The organism is Oceanobacillus sojae, from assembly GCF_007991515.1.
Classification (GTDB): domain Bacteria; phylum Bacillota; class Bacilli; order Bacillales; family Amphibacillaceae; genus Oceanobacillus; species Oceanobacillus sojae.
The window spans coordinates 268,834-285,968 of the sequence record NZ_BJYM01000001.1 but is presented as its reverse complement, the minus strand read 5'-3'; the positions used below and the strand labels follow the sequence as shown (position 1 = coordinate 285,968).

The window sequence follows — 17,135 nt, the reverse complement described above, 5'->3', positions numbered from 1 at the left end:
GAAAGAAGGAGTGAGCTAACGAATGAGTAATCAAAAAGTTGCCGTTGTCGGCGGCGGTTTAGCCGGTTTAATGGCTACCATCAAAGCTGCTGAAGCGGGCGTCAGTGTAGACTTATTTTCTATTGTTCCAGTAAAACGCTCTCACTCTGTATGTGCACAAGGCGGTATAAATGGAGCTGTTAATACAAAAGGAGAAGGAGATTCTCCTGATCTGCATTTTGACGATACAGTTTATGGGGGAGATTTTCTCGCCAATCAACCGCAGGTAAAAGCAATGTGTGATGCTGCACCCGGTATTATACATATGTTTGACCGTATGGGAGTTATGTTTAACCGTACACCGGAAGGATTATTAGATTTCCGACGTTTTGGCGGTACTCAGATGCACCGTACTGCATATGCAGGAGCGACAACAGGGCAGCAATTATTATATGCATTAGATGAGCAGGTCCGCCGCTATGAGGTTGAAGGACTTGTAACTAAGTTTGAGGGCTGGGAATTCCTTGAAGCTGTTATTGACGATAACGGTGTTGGTAAAGGGATTGTGGCTCAAAATGTAAAAACACATGAAATTAAAGCATTTCGTTCAGATGCAACAATTTTTGCGACAGGAGGACCTGGAATCATCTTTGGTAAATCTACCAACTCTATGATTAATACAGGTTCTGCAGCAAGTAAGCTCTATTTGCAGGGGGCAAAATATGCAAATGGAGAATTTATTCAAATTCATCCGACAGCTATTCCCGGAGATGATAAACTGCGATTAATGAGTGAATCAGCGCGTGGGGAAGGCGGGCGTGTCTGGACGTATAAAGATGGAGAGCCTTGGTACTTTTTAGAAGAGAAATATCCGGCATATGGAAATCTTGTGCCACGGGATATCGCAACCCGTGAAATTTTTGATGTCTGTGTAAATCAAAAACTGGGTATCAATGGAGAAAACATGGTTTATCTTGATTTATCTCATAAAGATGCGAAAGAGCTGGATATTAAGCTTGGAGGTATTATTGAGATTTATGAGAAATTTGTCGGGGAGGATCCTCGTAAGGTTCCAATGAAAATATTCCCTGCTGTTCACTATTCTATGGGCGGTTTATGGGTTGATGAAAAACAGATGACAAGTATCCCTGGAATTTTTGCTGCTGGCGAATGTGACTATTCTCAGCATGGTGGAAATCGTTTAGGCGCGAATTCTTTGTTATCTGCAATCTATGGCGGTATGGTGGCCGGACCTAATGCTATTGAATATATTGAAGGTTTGGATGAACATGTGGAGGAGCTTCCAGATGAACTCTATCAATCTCGTGAAGAAGCAGAACAGAATGATTTTGATAAGCTTATGAATATGCAGGGAACTGAAAATGCATATCAAATCCATAAAGAACTTGGAGAATGGATGACAGATAACGTAACAGTTGTTCGTGAAAATGAAAAACTGTTAAAAACAGATAAGAAAATTGTTGAATTGATGGAACGCTGGGAAAATATCAATATTAATGATACATCCCGCTGGAGCAATCAGGGAGTTATGTTTACCCGTCAATTAAAGCATATGCTTCAATTAGCGCGTGTGATTACAATTGGTGCATACAATCGTAATGAAAGCCGAGGAGCACATTATAAACCAGAGTTTCCAGAGCGTAATGATGAGGACTGGCTGAAAACAACCATTGCTGAATATGATGCCAAAAATAATGAGCCGGTATTTAGCTATGAAGAAGTGGATGTTTCCTTGATTCCACCTCGAAAACGAGATTATACAACCAAACATTAGAAAGGAGTAAATGAAATGGCTGAACAAAGTAAAGTTACCTTTATAATAACTAGACAAGACGGCCCGGATGCTGCTCCTTATGAGGAAACATTTGAGATTCCTTACAGGCAGAATATGAATGTTATTTCTGCTTTAATGGAAATCCGAAAAAATCCTGTAAATAGTAAAGGAGAGCAAACTACCCCGGTCATGTGGGATATGAACTGCTTAGAGGAGGTTTGTGGCGCCTGCTCCATGGTTATTAATGGAACGGCAAGACAGTCCTGTGCAGCATTGGTTGATCAGCTGGAGCAGCCAATCCGTTTAGAGCCAATGTCTACATTCCCGATTGTCCGTGATCTTATCGTAGACCGTGAACGCATGTTTGATGCATTAAAACAGGTGAAAGCATGGATTCCGATTGATGGAACGTACGATTTAGGACCTGGGCCAAGAATGCCGGAGAATAAACGTCAATGGGCATATGAATTATCTAAATGTATGACATGCGGCGTTTGCCTGGAAGCTTGTCCGAATGTAAATGACAGCTCGAATTTCATTGGCCCTGCTGCTATTTCGCAGGCACGTTTATTTAACGCTCATCCAACTGGAGAAATGAATGCCAGTGAGCGTCTAAACGGTTTAATGGAAGCTGGAGGAATTGACGGCTGTGGGAACTCTCAAAACTGTGTACAGGTTTGTCCAAAAGGTATCCCTTTGACAACTTCTATCGCAGCAATGAACCGCGCTACAAACATCCAGGCTTTCAAAAACTTCTTTGGAAGTGACACAGCACTTTAATACAAAATGAAGATTAACAACAATAGAAAACCCTAGCCATTCATCTGGTCAGGGTTTTTCTTAAACAAGCAATGAAAGCGCTTTGAAATATCGGTGGACGACGTGTATAAAATATATACAAGGGAGGTGATTATGTATGAGCCGTATCTCTTATATTGAAGATTTTACAACCTGGGAAGAAGGTTTTTCTTTTTATGTGCCGGTATCTGTCCGATTTTCTGAAACAGATATGTATGGTCATGTAAATAATGTTTCTCCATTTATTTATTTTGAAGAAGCACGTATCGCCTATTTAAACAACTTAGGATTTTTATCAAAGGATATGCGGCAGACTGACGGAGTAATTGTCGCTGATTTACAGTGTAATTATCTGAAGGAGCTTTATTTTGGAGACGATATTCAAGTTTATGTTAAAACAGCATCTGTTGGCACTACCTCTTTTGATATTCATTATAAAGTTGTAAAAAAAGAAGAAGTTGTTATGACAGCAAGGGGCAGGCTGGTTTATATTGATACTCAGAAGAAAGCTCCAAAGAAATTGTCGGATGAAATGAAGCAAAAGTTACTTTCAAGGTAGCCGTGCAGAATCATTGATTTATAAAGAAAAAGTCTGAGACAAAAGTGTTTTAATCTAGCGATTTCTGAACATAAATTGTGCGGATATCCATCTCAGAAATATACTTCGCTTTCTAAAGGAATCTACGTATATTTCCTGCGTTCCATTTGTATATCGTTTGATCTCAGGAATTAACATTTCTTTCTGTTTCAATTTTAAAAGACATCCCCGAGATGTCTTTTTTATAATAGGCAAAGTAAATAAAAAAGTCTGAGCTCCCCTTTCCAAAGCTCAGACTTAAACAGCACCTTCATATAGTTTCCATTCTCCCTGTAAGGAATGATGATAAAGAATACGTTTGAATGGTAAGCGCAGATGCCTCGAAATACCAGCAATAAACGTAAGCATTGTATTGAGTTCAAAACAAAATTTAAATAAAAGAAGAAATAAATGTATTTTTGATCTCGAACAATATCCTGTTTATCGCTCTCTCTTTTTCGTTTGATTACAGCTTTAATTCACCCATACGAAGCAATTCGACAACAGCCTGTGAACGGCCCTTTACCCCTAATTTTTGCATCGCGTTTGAAATGTGGTTTCTCACAGTTTTTTCTGAGATGAATAGCTCTTGGGCAATCTCTTTTGTTGTTTTATCTTGTACCAATAGTTCAAACACTTCTTTCTCGCGTTTGGTCAGTAGCTGCTTCGGTTTATACCCATTATCCTTCAAATGTTACCCCCTCCTTGCTTTATAGAACTGCATCATGAAGGGAAATTATTTAGTCGATATAGCTTATGAAGGCTGAAACAAAAGAGTGCGTACATTTTGAAAAGGACATTCAAAATTTTGGCTGGAATAACATATTTGGAAGAGAAGCCTTTTAAAATCTCCCACATCATGTGATAAGTGTAGAAGTCAATGTATCATGTGAAAAGTTCATCAGCCTGCATTTTTACTTCTCGGAAAACAAGATATTTGAGATTTTACCCTGGCTAAGATTTCCTAATAAATTTTGAAATATTGCTTCAATGCAATAACATTTGAAGGCTTTTCCCTAAAAAAGTTTTCAAGAACCGTTTTTTAGTTTACTATGGATTACAAGCAGATGTTAAATGCCTCATAACAATCGCTACATAAATTATTGTTAAAAATTTTAGTGGATTTTTTAATTTTAGGGGGTACCATATTGGAAAAAAACCAAGAAGTAGAAGCAGTTAATAAAATGGAAAAAAAATTAAGATATATTTCTGGTATGATTAAACAAAACGGCCGGAAAATTTTACATCACTATCCGATTACCTCACCACAGTTTATTGCTTTACAATGGCTGCTGGAAGAAGGGGATCTGACAGTTGGTGAATTATCTAACCGTATTAGCCATGCATTTAGTACTACCACAGATTTAGTCGATCGTTTAGAGAAGAATGAACTGGTTGAGCGTGTTCGCGATACGAATGATCGTCGTGTTGTGCGAATTCATCTTCTGGAAAAAGGAAAGCACATTATTGAAGAAGTAATCCAAAAACGGCAAGAATACTTACGAGACGTTTTATCTCAATTCTCGGATGAGCAGAAAGAAACCTTAAATGAATTATTAAGCTTCCTGCATGATGAGATGAAACAGGTGAATGAAAAGTAGAGAAGGAAAAAAGGGAGAGAGAATTTTGAAACAGCCAATTGGTGTAATTGATTCTGGAGTGGGCGGGTTGACTGTCGTTCATGAATTAATGAGACAGCTTCCTAAAGAACCGCTTATTTACTTAGGAGATACAGCGAGATGCCCATATGGACCAAGAACAGAAGAAGAAGTAAAACAATTTACTTGGGAAATGGTCCGCTTTTTACTTGGGAAAAATATAAAAATGCTCGTGATTGCCTGTAATACAGCAACGGCATTTACAATAAAGGACTTACAAAAGGAATTGGATATCCCTGTTATTGGCGTTATTAAGCCTGGTGCGAGGGCTGCAATTAAGTCAACTGAGAATAACTATATCGGGGTTATTGGAACAGAGGGAACTGTACGGAGCGGTGCATATAGCTATGCACTTCGTAAAATTAAATCCGATATTGAAGTTATTTCTTTAGCTTGCCCTTCATTTGTGCCGATGGTAGAAAAAGGGGTATTAGATGGACCAGAAGCCAAACAAGTAGTAGAAAATGCCTTAGCACCAATTTTAGAGCATGATAAGATGGATACACTAATTTTAGGCTGCACGCATTATCCTTTGTTAAAGGATACCATTCAGGAGGTTGTCGGTAAGAAGATTATCGTTATTTCTTCGAGTGAAGAGACAGCAAGGGAAACGAGTACAACATTGGACATTCATCAAATTGCAAATCATGATGACCACATGCCTCCGCACCAATTTTATGCCACTGGAGATTTGGATATTTTTATTGAAATCACCGAAAAAATATTTAAGGATAGTAATTTTGAAGTTCTTACGATTAAGCATGCTGACTTACAAAATATTTAGAGATAGAGCACCTGTACGATGGTTGAAAAGTTTATTTTCTCAGCATTGTACAAGTGTTTTTTATATGGATAAAAACTTTATGTAAGAAAGCAGCTTTGACTGGTAAATTCGATTTAAACAATGCACGGGTTATGGATCATGTGGAAAGTTTGTTTTTTGTGTATCCGCAATTATTCTTGTCTCATTTGGAAGAAATATAATCTGTTTAGGAGAAAATGGTCCCCTGATCTTTTGATTAACTCAAACTAGGATTCAATACTCAAAAAGTAAATCTTTTAAATCAAGTTTTGTTTTAGAAACTATCGAATTCATGGTCTATTTCTAAAGATGGGCTCGTATAAATAATAGTACAAACCATCTTGGGAGGTAGTTGCATGAGTAAAAAGTTAATCCAATTAATAGGAGCTTTTGGAATATTAGTCTTACTGGCAGGATGCTTTAATGGAGAGCAGTCATCAAAAGAGGTAGATCCTCCACAAAATGCAGAAGCAGTAAATGGTGAAGAGACAGTGGATGGGGAAGATGCTGCAGCTACCCCTGATGAAGTGGAGGATACTGTTTCAAGAGAGCTGTATTTAATTGATTCGAATGGTATGGTTGCTTCTCAGACTGTTGAACTTCCAGTTCCTGAAGCTAATCAAGTGGCGCAGCAGGTTATTGAATATCTGGTTAAAGGCGGTCCAATAACACCAATGCTGCCGAACGGCTTCCAGGCCGTACTTCCAGAAGATACAGAAGTACTTGGTTTGGATCTACAGGAGGATGGAACGATTGTTGTTGACTTATCTGGAGAGTTTTCGGAATATGAAGCATCCTCTGAGCTTCCAATTATAGAAGCCGTTACGTATACCTTAACGCAATTTGATAATGTTCACAAAGTCAAGCTCCGGGTAGAAGGTGAGGACTTAGCAGAAATGCCTGTTAACGGTACGCCGCTCAATAATGGATATACACGGGCAAATGGAATTAATCTGATAAACAATGATACATTAGATTATTTCAGCAGCAATCCTGTCACTATGTTTTATCCAGTAGAAAAAGAAAATAACCGTTATTATGTTCCTGTAACACAATATGTAACGATGGATGATGAAAATGATTTAGCAGGTATTGTTAATGAACTGATAGAGGGCCCAGGTTATCAAAACAATGTTCTCAATGTATTTAATCCGGAAGCAGCATTAGCCGCAGAACCAGTTGTAGAAGAAGGAGTAGCTAATTTGATTTTCAATGAGGGCATCCTGATGGATCAGGAACAGCATGTAATCTCTGATGAAGTAATGGAGACAATAGTGAGAACCTTGACAGCGCAGCCGAATGTAGATGCAGTAAATGTCCAGGTTGAAAATGTGGATGAAGTATTCAATGAAAATGGAGAGCCGTATTCTGAACCGGTATCTGCACAATTTTTCACTCCAAGCGAAGAATTATAATGATATGAAAATATTGTACAGAGCACCTGAAGAGTGTGTTTAACCACTCTTTAGATGCTCTTTTTTTGTTTGCTGACAAAATCCCGTTATGAGATTGATTTTTCACTGCATCTTCCACCTTCCTCATGTTTCTTTTTTAGAAAATATGATAAGCTATGTAATGTGAAATAAGGAGGAAGAAAAATGGGAAGACATGATAATAGAAAACAAAATGAACTGCGGTCCATTCAAATAACACCCGATTATATTACGCATCCGGAAGGCTCTGTATTAATTGAGATGGGTCAGACAAAGGTTATTTGTAATGCGAGTATTGAAGATAGAGTGCCACCATTTATGAGAGGGCAGGGGAAAGGATGGATCACTGCAGAATATGCAATGCTGCCGCGGGCAACAGAACAGCGGAATATCCGTGAGTCTTCAAAAGGGAAAGTAAGCGGAAGAACGATGGAAATCCAGCGCCTGATTGGACGTGCATTACGTTCTGTCGTCGATCTTTCAAAAATTGGAGAACGGACAATTTGGATCGATTGCGATGTTATTCAAGCAGATGGAGGCACTAGAACGGCTTCTATCACGGGTGCATATGTAGCTATGGTAATTGCACTTCATCAGCTTGTAGAAAAGAAAGTACTTAAGGAACTTCCAGTAAGAGATTTCTTGGCTGCTATTTCTGTTGGTGTATTACCTGACGGACAAGAAGTACTCGATTTGAATTATCAGGAAGACAGTACAGCAAATGTAGATATGAATATTGTCATGACTGGACAAGGTGAATTTGTAGAGCTTCAGGGAACAGGAGAAGAAGCTACTTTCAGCGTGCAGCAATTACAAGCAATGCTGACCTTGGGCGAACAAGGTATCCAGGAGTTAATCAATCAGCAGAAACAAATACTTGGCTCTATCGCAGATTTAGTTAATCAAGAATAATTTCATTGGGGGATGGACACCATGAAGAAGGTTATTATTGCGACCAAAAATAAAGGGAAGGCAAAGGAATTCAAAGCATTTTTTGCCCCTTACAAAATAGAGGCTGTTTCCCTGCTTGATTTAGAAGAGGAAGTTCCTGATATTGAAGAAACAGGAGAAAGCTTCGTAGAAAATGCAGCTTTAAAAGCAGAAGAGATTTCAAGCCGATTTCAACAGCCGGTGCTTGCAGACGATTCGGGCCTGATAATCGATAGCCTGGAGGGAAGACCGGGTATTTATTCTGCGCGATATGCAGGGGAGCCGACAAATGATCAAGCAAATATAGATAAAGTTCTGGAGGAAATGAAACAGATACCTTTAGAAGAACGGAGTGCCCGCTTCGTATGTGTTTTGGCGATCGCCCGTCCTGATGAAGAGACAATATTTGTAACGGGTTATTGCGAAGGACATATTAAAACGGAACAGTGTGGAGAGAACGGTTTTGGCTATGATCCTATTTTTATACCAAAAGGATATACAGAAACAATGGCCCAGCTTGATCCATCTGAAAAAAATCAAATAAGCCACCGGAAACAGGCGATGAAGCAATTGGAAAAAAGAATACACTTGCTATAAATAAATATATTGAGGAGGGGTATGATGACAAGCGTTCTAATTACAAGTGACAGTCATGGGCTGACAAAAGAACTGGAAGAAATGAAGGAAAAACATACTGTGGACTTATACATCCATTGTGGGGATTCAGAGCTGGATTTTGATGCTGCTGAGTTAAGTCCTTTTTATAAAGTTGGCGGAAATTGTGATTTTGATTCGCTATACCCAGATCAGGAAGTACTGGACTTAAATGGTATTCGCTTCTTTGTAACTCATGGTCACCTCCATCAGGTAAAAGGAAATTTAACAAACCTGTCTTATGCAGCGGAAGAACATCGAGCAAATGTTGTATGCTTTGGACATACACATATTGCTGGTGCTGAAAAAATAGGGAATCAATTATTTATCAATCCAGGCAGCATCCGTATGCCCAGGAATCGTGTTGAAAAAACATATGCTATTCTAAGCTGGGAAAATACTGACCAAGTACAAGTCGACTTTTACACTTTAAAAGATGGAAAGGTAAAAGATATGACTTACCAAACTTCTTTGTAGAATCAGATTAGAAAAGCAGTTCATTCTTCTGTTGAAAAGAAGATATGAACTGCTTTTCTTCTTTAAATCAACGTTGTATCTAACGTGTTTTTCCTTTTGTATCAAGGGTTTTTAAGCTATATTATAAAGAATGAAAATAATGTTTAAAAATCTGTTGACAAAAACTTCTATCCAACATATAATATTACTTGTCCGTTAAAAACGGCATACATAAGAAATGCGAGAAATACAGTAGTTGCGGGTGTAGTTTAGTGGTAAAACCTCAGCCTTCCAAGCTGATGATGAGGGTTCGATTCCCTTCACCCGCTCCAGAATGTCCCAGTAGCTCAGCTGGATAGAGCAACAGCCTTCTAAGCTGTGGGTCGCAGGTTCGAATCCTGCCTGGGACGTAAATTAAACTCGAAAGCCTATACGATAAGCCATTCGAAGAGTGTATCGAAGAATGTGCCTCGTAGGCAAATAACGCTCGAACCTACGCTATTTAACGTTAGGTTGTGAGACTAAGAAACCTCCGTGCATTGGACGTATTCGTCCGAAACATGGAGGTATTTTTATGCGCAAAGCTATAAATAATCGTCCGTATATCGGAGAAAGGGGCGCGCTCATAGTATTAGTGTTATTAAATAGCGCTTTGCAGTTAGCGGGATATGACGTACTGCCTTTTACGGAGAATGACGTAGAGACGTTTCTAACAGTCGTTTTTAACTTTGTAGCGATGGACGCAGCTTACTGGAAAAATAACTCGCTGACCGAAGAAGCGAAGCAGGCCGATAAAGACATGAAGGCGAAAAAGCAGGCGAAGAAAGGGAAAAAAACTTACGAAAGGTAGTAGATAAATAATGGAGAAAGTGACAGATTTACGTGGTAAAGTAATGGGTGGCGGGGATAAGCAGTCAAAGATAACGAAGATTGCCCGACATCATTCCGCTACTACGTCCGGAAATGTCAATTCATTTCAGAATCATTGGCGCTCATTAGGATGGAAGACAGCCGGTTACCACAAAATTATTTTACGTGACGGAACGGTTCAACTCTGCTATGACAGCAATGTAGTAACAAACGGAGTATGCGGTCACAATCAGACCTCGTATCATATTTGCGTAGTCGGTAACGGGTCGTTCACTGCTGCGCAAGAAAGGTCGTTTGAAGAGCGCGCAAAGTATAACCTAAAGAGATTCGTGCTAAAAGTGTCCGATGTGTTAGGGCACTGAGAAGTTTCGGGAGTTGGTACGTTATGCCCCGGAATTAACATGAACACAGTACGCAACTAATTAAGTGGAAGCTCTTCCTCTGGAACCCCTTCGAAACCCTCCTCCGGTTCAAGCGGAGCTAATCTTACCGTAGATGGCAAGTGGGGTAATTCTCGACTACTCTTGCGCTACAAAAGGCGTTAGGTATACCACAGGACGGGGCTTTATCAGCAAGTAACCTTGGAACTCTGTACCGCAGTCCCTTTACGGCATAACGGTACAATTCGGCAGTGGAGGAAGTAACGTCATTGCAGCGCTACAGAAAAAGCTAGGCGCAGTCGCAGACGGAAAACTCGGTCCGGGAACAATTGGAGCGACGCAAAAATATTTCGGTACTCCACAAGACGGAAAGTTAAGTCGACCATCTGCAGTGGTTAAGAGCTGCAACGCAGATTAAATGCTGGCACATTTTAACAAAAATGTGTTATCTACTATTAGCTTTGTCCAATCTCCTTTTCCGAATTTGCGTATGTTGAATACGAAAGGAGTGATAAAGCTATGTGTTATTATGATGATCCATGTAAAAAGAAACACGATGACCATTGTAAATGTCGCTGTCACAAGAAGAAAGTGCGCCATCATGATTGGTGTTGGAGAAATGATTACTATGATAACCGAGACCATGATAGATGTCGAAAAAACAATCGTTACGATAACAAAGGCTATGATAGGTATCAAGAAAATTGCTATTATGGTAAGCGATGTAAAAAAAGATTCTGTCACTGCTGTAACAGGTATTACTAAAAGAAATGTTAGTGCCGGGAAGGAAGAGTTTTAATTAATTAGCTGTATTAAGTCCGTGTCGGACTCCCTCCTTAATAGAGCTATGAGTTCATTAAATTCTTTTTTTCACTCTAAATCATTCAGGTAAGTAGCCCCTCATAAAGAGTGAGGGGCTTTACATACATTGTTATGTTGTTTATCGTACCCTGCTAACGGTTCCATGAATTCTACATTTCGGATTTCTTCGAGCATACAACCTGTTTTTTCTTCCGCCCTTTAGGCGTAAAAATATACGCCTCCGTTGTATCCAACGACCTGACATTTGATGTCTTTATAATAGCTGCCATTTCGCATAATGTTCGCTTGAAGTAAGAGAGAGGATTTCGATAGGTAAGCGTGATGTAACACTTTCGCTATTTCTATCTCCGGCATTTCTTCTTTTCCTTCGATTTCTGTAATCTGGCTATCTATCCTCTATAAGGCGTCCGTTTGGTTGGCGAGAATCATACCTTGTTACTTAAGGATGCTTCGGTCTTTATATCCAATTTATTCCGGTATAAAGTTCGTGATATTATACGATTCCATATTCGACATCCCTTTCTGAACGGAATGTTTGTTCGTGTGATTAGTATATGTAATTCATCCGAAATTAACAATGAGACTCTGCTGGCAATATATTCCGAAAAAAACGCCAATCCGTTAAGAGCGGCGCTCGGTACTGCGTATTATTCGACTGGCTTTATTTTAGATTTTCCGTGAGATAAGCTGTTTTGATAATCTTCGTCGATTTCGTTAAAACTGCCGGATGCATAAAATAAGCGTAAGATTCATTTAATATTCTCCACTCTTGTCCGGAAACAAGGTTTAGAAAATTATCGTAATTTAGTTCGTTAAAATCATCCCTTGTGTAAGCGTATGTTATCACGTTTTCGTATTCTTCATTACCTTTATTGTCGATCAGTAATGCTTGAATAACTAAGTCAACCTCTTTCACAGAATTGTCTTTAAACGTCTCATTCATCGCTTCAAACGACCAATAAATATGCGTGCTTGCTACAGATTTCGGTCCAAGTGAACTACTTGCTTTAAGAAGTATCGTAAGTATTCCATCGTCGGACAACTCCGCAGCTTCTACGTAACTATCATTCTCGACTATAGATTAGGCAATAGGAAGGTTTTCTGCATCTTCGGTTTCTTTCTCAACCTCCGCAGCATTCGCGGAATCAGCGCTTGAGGTAACGACCGAATCAGTATTACTTTATGACGGAGAATTATATCGGATTTTAAGCGTGTACTCTTATAGGAAGAAACTCGGGAACATCCCGTATTAAAAATGATACTGCTTGTACGAGTTGTTTAATTTCGTTATATTATATTACTAAAGTATATTTTGAAACAAGCTTGGTGTTGAATTGCAGCAGGTTTATTTGTCTCCAATATTATTGTTCTTCCGGCATACGATGATGTTAGTACGCATTCGTTATTTTGTGTAGAAGAAGAGCAAAGGAGCTTATTAAATGGTCTGTCGTTTTATATGTCATTTTCAAATTAATATAGACCCTTGGGCTTTTTAAAGGTAACATTGTATTAGGATGAGGTATGAATAAGTATAAACCAATCTATGAGCTGAATACTTGAATCTCTTTTAGATTTCACAGATTAAATCATTTATTATATGATTAATTATTGTTACTGACAGAAGCTTTCGATAGGATGAATAATCCTTATATCAATTTCAAAGAGAATGCATGGAGATTCCCGTAAAAGCATGAAGTATTCTCAGGATAAATGCTGGAAGCTAAAATCTTTATTTCAGCTTATACAGTCCCAATAAACGGTTTAAATTTTACTGTATAAGGGAATAACAGATTTGATGAACATTTTTTGGTAATCCAGAATAGAGGTGAACAAATGAAAGATAGTACAAAGGTAATCTTATTTCCAAACACAAAAAAGCAGCTGGAAGAAGAAGGACTAGATGCTTTAAGAAAAAAGAAATATAAAGAGGCACTCGAGAAATTAAATTGCCTCATTGAATATCATGAAGGAAGTCACGAAATATATATTGGTAAGTTAATGTGCCTGATGGAACTGGGAAGTTATAAAGAAGCTGAACGGCTCAGTGAAGAATTATTGGCAAATAAGGATGCACATTATTATCATTACTTCCATATTTATTTAACCATCCTCTTTCAAACAAGTCAGTATCAACACTTGATGGATTTGCTGGAGGTAGAATTTGAATACGATATGATTCCTGATATGCTTCAGGAGCCTTTTCAGCAGCTGTATGAAATGAGCGAGAACATGAAGATTGGAATTGATGAAGATAATAGCCCTGGTTTTATAGAAGAGCTTAAGGAAGCTGTAAACGGAAATGATTTTTTGAAACAATGGAACCTTATTGAACAGCTTCGGCGAATACATGCTGATCCAAAAGAAGATATTATTCAGCTGCTTGAAAACGAACAAGTTCATCCTGTTATAAAAACGGCACTATTAGAATGGTTCAGAGAAGCTGGTATAGAGAAGTCAGTTCATATACATAAGTTTGATACAAAGATGATGGTTCAGCCATCTAAACTGATTCAAATCTCTGAGGAGAACAGCTACATAGCTATAATGAGAGAATTAGAAAATCGGACGGTAGATAATCCTACTTTATTCAATTTACTTCAGCAGCTCATATACCGCTACTTTTATGTAACCTATCCATTCATACCTTCAGAAAATGATGTGGCTTCTATTACGGAGGCGATTCATACACTTGGGAACGATTATTTACAGGCAGATACCCGGCTGGAGGAACTGGACACAGCTGCCCAATCATGGATAGAATCTATAAAAATTTGTAATTCCCTTTATCTAAGTATTATTGAAGAGTAGTAAAATGCTTGAAACACATAAGATATATGTTATAATGAGGTGGTTGTAAATTAGGAAAAAACTATTGATCAAATGAATAATGAAATGCAATGATAGATTTGATTTTGGAGGGAATAATAATGACAACAAAATGGGAAAAACAAGAAGGTAACAAAGGTGTATTAACGTTTGAAGTTTCGTCTGAAGAATTTGACCAGGCGTTAGATCAAGCATTTAAAAAAGTATCAAAGGATGTACAAGTTCCAGGATTCCGTAAAGGGAAAATTCCCCGCGGTATTTTCGAAAAACGCTTTGGTGTAGAATCTCTATATCAAGATGCCGTAGATATTGTACTTCCAGGTGCTTATTCTAAAGCAGTTGATGAAGCTGAGATTTTCCCAATTGCACAACCATCTATTGATATTGACCAAATTGAAAAAGGACAGCCGCTTGTTTTCACTGCTGAAGTAGAAGTGAAACCGGAAGTGAAGCTTGGTGAATACAAAGGATTAGAAGTAGAAGAAAAATCTGTAGAAGTAACAGATGAAGATGTTGAGCAGGAAATTGAAAATCTTCGTGAACGTCATGCAGAATTAGTTGTGAAAGAAGATAGTGCAATTGAAAACGGTGATACAGCAGTAATTGATTTTGAAGGCTTTAAAGACGGAGAAGCTTTTGAAGGCGGACAAGGTGAAAATCATTCACTTGAAATTGGTTCAGGTCAATTTATCCCTGGATTTGAAGAGCAATTAATTGGCAAAAAAGCAGGCGATGAAACAGAAGTAAAAGTAACTTTCCCTGAAGAATACCATGCAGAAGATTTAGCTGGTCAAGAAGCAGTATTCAAAGTGAAAATTCATGAAGTAAAAGCAAAAGAATTGCCAGAGCTTGACGATGAATTTGCAAAAGATGTAGATGAAGATGTGGAAACACTTGATGAATTAAAAGCAAAAAAACGTGAAGAGCTCGAAACAAACAAAAAGCAGCAGGCTGAAAATGAAAAACGTGAAGAGCTGCTTCAACAAGCTTCAGACAATATTGAAGTAGAAGTTCCTGAAGCTATGGTAGATACAGAAGTAAATCAAATGGTTCGTGAATTCGAACAGCAGCTTCAAATGCAAGGTATGACTTTAGAAATGTACAGCCAATTTTCAGGGCAAGATGAGGATGCACTAAAAGAACAAATGCGTGCTGATGCCGAAAAACGCGTTAAAACAAATCTTACTTTAGAAGCAATCGCAGAAGCAGAAGATCTTAAAGCTTCTGAAGAAGATATTGATGCGGAACTTGAGAAAATGGGTTCTATGTATGGAGTTGAAAAAGAGCAGCTTGTTCAAATGCTTGGCGGTTCAACAGAAACGTTGGAAAATGATTTGAAAATGCGTGCGGCAATTGACTTCTTAGCAGAAAACAGCAAAACAAAATAAAGTGTTAAATAAAAAAAGAGGATACAAAAGACAAGGTGCGCCTAAATACGTGCCTTGTCTTTCCTGTTAATTAGGACGCAGTCGAAAAAACAATTTTTTTGTCAAAACTGCATTTTTCTTGCTTGGAAAAGCATACTATACAAATGGAATTGCAAATAGTTGACATTTAAAAGAATTGAGGCATACTGGAATGACAGACTTATCATACAATTGTTTATGGCAAATACAAAAAGTATATTATTTTGTATTTCTATATGTATCTGATATGATAAATTATAAAGCTGACTGCTAATCTGTAACAGCACATGCAAAGGCAATGGAATTGGTTATAGTCGAAAGATAAGAAACGACAGCCCAAATTGCCCTTTTGTGGGAAGAGCCGATAAAAAGTTCAAAAGTTAGTAGCTGGCCCAAACGTTTATATATGTAATGAATGTGATGAGAAAGTCTTGGAGATTGTTGAGGAAGGCGGCGAAAAGTAATGTTTAAATTCAATGAAGAAAAAGGACAATTAAAATGTTCTTTTTGTGGCAAAAGTCAAGAGCAGGTGCGAAAACTGGTAGCTGGTCCTGGCGTTTATATATGTGATGAATGTATTGAACTGTGCACAGAAATTGTTGAGGAAGAGCTAGGTACAGAAGAAGGCATGGAAATGAATGAAATTCCAAAGCCGAAAGAAATTTGTGACACGCTTGATGATTATGTAATTGGACAGGATAAGGCAAAAAGAAACCTTTCTGTTGCAGTATATAATCACTACAAACGTGTTAACTCAGGTATGAATAGCGGCGATGTGGAAATTTCTAAAAGTAATATTGCGATGATTGGACCGACTGGTAGCGGTAAAACATTACTGGCTCAAACATTAGCAAGAATTATTAATGTACCTTTCGCGATGGCAGATGCAACATCATTAACAGAAGCTGGGTATGTAGGGGAAGATGTAGAAAATATTCTTCTTAAGCTGATTCAATCTGCAGACTATGATGTAGAAAAAGCAGAAAAAGGGATTATCTATATTGACGAAATTGATAAGGTAGCCAGAAAATCTGAAAATCCCTCTATTACCAGAGATGTTTCTGGGGAAGGTGTACAGCAGGCCCTTTTAAAAATTCTTGAAGGAACAGTAGCAAGTGTTCCACCTCAAGGCGGACGAAAACATCCGCATCAGGAATTTATTCAAATTGATACAACGAATATTCTATTTATCGTCGGTGGTGCATTTGACGGAATTGATCAGGTGATTAAACGCCGTATCGGTAAAAAGGTTATCGGTTTTGGTGCAAATGAAGAACAGGAAGAGTTAGATACAGCACAATTGCTGTCTAAAGTCCTTCCGGAGGATTTATTGCGCTATGGACTTATTCCAGAGTTTATCGGACGTATACCAGTAATCGGCAGTCTTACTCCGCTGGATGAGGATGCACTAATCGAAATTCTGACGAAACCAAAGAATGCCTTGGTCAAGCAGTATCAAAAGTTATTTGAAATTGATAATGTAGAGCTTGAGTTTGAGCAGGATGCGCTGGAAGAGATTGCGAAGAAGGCTATTGAACGGAAAACAGGTGCACGTGGACTTCGTTCTATCATTGAAGGAATCATTGTAGATGTCATGTTTGATCTTCCTTCAAGAGAAGACGTAGAAAAGTGTGTGATTACAAAGGATACTGTTATTCAGGAAAATGGCACACCAAAACTTATTTTCCGTGATGGAACGATTCAGGAAGGAAATGAAAAGTTTCCAAAAGAAAGTGCATAAGCATAGTT

At 38.3% G+C, this 17,135-nt stretch carries 17 protein-coding genes, 2 tRNA genes and 1 pseudogene; 18 read left to right on the top strand and 2 right to left on the bottom strand.

What is annotated here, in order from left to right; genetic code table 11:
• Window positions 1-22 precede the first annotated feature (22 nt).
• The 3 genes from sdhA (at window position 23) to OSO01_RS01425 (ending at window position 3,131) form a co-directional block, all read left to right on the top strand.
• Window positions 23-1,774 carry a succinate dehydrogenase flavoprotein subunit gene (gene sdhA, locus OSO01_RS01435; protein WP_147207944.1) on the top strand — a complete coding sequence of 584 codons (1,752 nt, stop codon included), beginning with the start codon at window positions 23-25 and terminating at the stop codon, window positions 1,772-1,774.
• 15 nt (window positions 1,775-1,789) lie between these two features.
• A complete protein-coding gene (gene sdhB, locus OSO01_RS01430; RefSeq protein WP_147207943.1) occupies window positions 1,790-2,554 on the top strand; it encodes a succinate dehydrogenase iron-sulfur subunit in 765 nt (254 codons plus the stop codon).
• Window positions 2,555-2,690: 136 nt separating this feature from the next.
• Window positions 2,691-3,131 (top strand): acyl-CoA thioesterase, encoded by a 441-nt coding sequence (locus OSO01_RS01425; RefSeq protein ID WP_147207942.1) that lies wholly within the window; start codon window positions 2,691-2,693, stop codon window positions 3,129-3,131.
• 484 nt (window positions 3,132-3,615) lie between these two features.
• Here the strand turns inward: OSO01_RS01425 and OSO01_RS01420 are convergent, their stop codons facing one another.
• Entirely contained in the window at window positions 3,616-3,840 is a 225-nt protein-coding gene (locus OSO01_RS01420) for a helix-turn-helix domain-containing protein (protein WP_040981732.1), read from the bottom strand.
• A 493-nt stretch (window positions 3,841-4,333) separates the two neighbouring features.
• On the opposite strand from OSO01_RS01420, the gene OSO01_RS01415 reads away from it, so the two are divergent.
• The 11 genes from OSO01_RS01415 to OSO01_RS01365 all read left to right on the top strand — a co-directional run bounded on the left by OSO01_RS01415 (window position 4,334) and on the right by OSO01_RS01365 (window position 11,131).
• Complete coding sequence (locus OSO01_RS01415) at window positions 4,334-4,750, top strand: MarR family winged helix-turn-helix transcriptional regulator (protein WP_186813517.1); 417 nt, start codon at window positions 4,334-4,336, stop codon at window positions 4,748-4,750.
• A 25-nt stretch (window positions 4,751-4,775) separates the two neighbouring features.
• Complete coding sequence (gene racE, locus OSO01_RS01410; RefSeq protein WP_147207941.1) at window positions 4,776-5,591, top strand: glutamate racemase; 816 nt, start codon at window positions 4,776-4,778, stop codon at window positions 5,589-5,591.
• A gap of 374 nt (window positions 5,592-5,965) precedes the next feature.
• Complete coding sequence (locus OSO01_RS01405) at window positions 5,966-7,024, top strand: GerMN domain-containing protein (protein WP_147207940.1); 1,059 nt, start codon at window positions 5,966-5,968, stop codon at window positions 7,022-7,024.
• A gap of 183 nt (window positions 7,025-7,207) precedes the next feature.
• The gene (gene rph, locus OSO01_RS01400; RefSeq protein WP_147207939.1) at window positions 7,208-7,954 is read left to right on the top strand and encodes a ribonuclease PH; all 747 of its coding nucleotides are present in this window, start codon (window positions 7,208-7,210) and stop codon (window positions 7,952-7,954) included.
• Between the two features lie 21 nt (window positions 7,955-7,975).
• On the top strand, window positions 7,976-8,569 hold the full coding sequence (locus OSO01_RS01395; RefSeq protein ID WP_147207938.1) for an XTP/dITP diphosphatase: 594 nt from the start codon (window positions 7,976-7,978) through the stop codon (window positions 8,567-8,569).
• A gap of 24 nt (window positions 8,570-8,593) precedes the next feature.
• On the top strand, window positions 8,594-9,103 hold the full coding sequence (locus OSO01_RS01390; RefSeq protein ID WP_147207937.1) for a metallophosphoesterase: 510 nt from the start codon (window positions 8,594-8,596) through the stop codon (window positions 9,101-9,103).
• Window positions 9,104-9,340: 237 nt separating this feature from the next.
• Window positions 9,341-9,414 (top strand) — tRNA-Gly (locus OSO01_RS01385).
• A gap of 4 nt (window positions 9,415-9,418) precedes the next feature.
• A tRNA-Arg gene (locus OSO01_RS01380) sits at window positions 9,419-9,492 on the top strand.
• Window positions 9,493-9,656: 164 nt separating this feature from the next.
• Complete coding sequence (locus OSO01_RS01375) at window positions 9,657-9,932, top strand: phage holin (RefSeq protein ID WP_147207936.1); 276 nt, start codon at window positions 9,657-9,659, stop codon at window positions 9,930-9,932.
• Between the two features lie 10 nt (window positions 9,933-9,942).
• A complete protein-coding gene (locus tag OSO01_RS24040; protein ID WP_222595711.1) occupies window positions 9,943-10,314 on the top strand; it encodes a peptidoglycan recognition protein family protein in 372 nt (123 codons plus the stop codon).
• 574 nt (window positions 10,315-10,888) lie between these two features.
• Window positions 10,889-11,131, top strand: coding sequence for a hypothetical protein (locus OSO01_RS01365; RefSeq protein WP_186813513.1), 243 nt, complete (start codon window positions 10,889-10,891; stop codon window positions 11,129-11,131).
• 684 nt (window positions 11,132-11,815) lie between these two features.
• On the opposite strand, the gene OSO01_RS01360 is transcribed toward OSO01_RS01365, so the two are convergent.
• The gene (locus OSO01_RS01360) at window positions 11,816-12,196 is read right to left on the bottom strand and encodes a hypothetical protein (protein ID WP_147207934.1); all 381 of its coding nucleotides are present in this window, start codon (window positions 12,194-12,196) and stop codon (window positions 11,816-11,818) included.
• A 791-nt stretch (window positions 12,197-12,987) separates the two neighbouring features.
• On the opposite strand from OSO01_RS01360, the gene OSO01_RS01355 reads away from it, so the two are divergent.
• The 4 genes and pseudogenes from OSO01_RS01355 (at window position 12,988) to clpX (ending at window position 17,127) form a co-directional block, all read left to right on the top strand.
• Window positions 12,988-13,962, top strand: coding sequence for a tetratricopeptide repeat protein (locus tag OSO01_RS01355; RefSeq protein WP_147207933.1), 975 nt, complete (start codon window positions 12,988-12,990; stop codon window positions 13,960-13,962).
• Window positions 13,963-14,081: 119 nt separating this feature from the next.
• A complete protein-coding gene (gene tig / locus OSO01_RS01350) occupies window positions 14,082-15,368 on the top strand; it encodes a trigger factor (protein WP_147207932.1) in 1,287 nt (428 codons plus the stop codon).
• Window positions 15,369-15,769: 401 nt separating this feature from the next.
• A pseudogene (locus OSO01_RS24035) lies at window positions 15,770-15,850 on the top strand (hypothetical protein); the annotation flags it as partial.
• Window positions 15,850-17,127, top strand: a complete 1,278-nt coding sequence (gene clpX, locus OSO01_RS01340) for an ATP-dependent protease ATP-binding subunit ClpX (protein ID WP_147207931.1) — start codon at window positions 15,850-15,852, stop codon at window positions 17,125-17,127. The pseudogene OSO01_RS24035 and the gene clpX, both read left to right, overlap by 1 nt.
• Window positions 17,128-17,135: the final 8 nt, after the last annotated feature.

What these genes read in the sequence shown, in the direction of transcription:
- sdhA (WP_147207944.1), top strand. Translation starts at nt 23, where the DNA reads ATGAGTAATCAAAAAGTTGCCGTTGTCGGCGGCGGTTTAGCCGGTTTA.
- sdhB (WP_147207943.1), top strand. Translation starts at nt 1,790, where the DNA reads ATGGCTGAACAAAGTAAAGTTACCTTTATAATAACTAGACAAGACGGC.
- OSO01_RS01425 (WP_147207942.1), top strand. Translation starts at nt 2,691, where the DNA reads ATGAGCCGTATCTCTTATATTGAAGATTTTACAACCTGGGAAGAAGGT.
- OSO01_RS01415 (WP_186813517.1), top strand. Translation starts at nt 4,334, where the DNA reads ATGGAAAAAAAATTAAGATATATTTCTGGTATGATTAAACAAAACGGC.
- OSO01_RS01405 (WP_147207940.1), top strand. Translation starts at nt 5,966, where the DNA reads ATGAGTAAAAAGTTAATCCAATTAATAGGAGCTTTTGGAATATTAGTC.
- rph (WP_147207939.1), top strand. Translation starts at nt 7,208, where the DNA reads ATGGGAAGACATGATAATAGAAAACAAAATGAACTGCGGTCCATTCAA.
- OSO01_RS01395 (WP_147207938.1), top strand. Translation starts at nt 7,976, where the DNA reads ATGAAGAAGGTTATTATTGCGACCAAAAATAAAGGGAAGGCAAAGGAA.
- OSO01_RS01390 (WP_147207937.1), top strand. Translation starts at nt 8,594, where the DNA reads ATGACAAGCGTTCTAATTACAAGTGACAGTCATGGGCTGACAAAAGAA.
- OSO01_RS01375 (WP_147207936.1), top strand. Translation starts at nt 9,657, where the DNA reads ATGCGCAAAGCTATAAATAATCGTCCGTATATCGGAGAAAGGGGCGCG.
- OSO01_RS24040 (WP_222595711.1), top strand. Translation starts at nt 9,943, where the DNA reads ATGGAGAAAGTGACAGATTTACGTGGTAAAGTAATGGGTGGCGGGGAT.
- OSO01_RS01365 (WP_186813513.1), top strand. Translation starts at nt 10,889, where the DNA reads ATGACCATTGTAAATGTCGCTGTCACAAGAAGAAAGTGCGCCATCATG.
- OSO01_RS01355 (WP_147207933.1), top strand. Translation starts at nt 12,988, where the DNA reads ATGAAAGATAGTACAAAGGTAATCTTATTTCCAAACACAAAAAAGCAG.
- tig (WP_147207932.1), top strand. Translation starts at nt 14,082, where the DNA reads ATGACAACAAAATGGGAAAAACAAGAAGGTAACAAAGGTGTATTAACG.
- clpX (WP_147207931.1), top strand. Translation starts at nt 15,850, where the DNA reads ATGTTTAAATTCAATGAAGAAAAAGGACAATTAAAATGTTCTTTTTGT.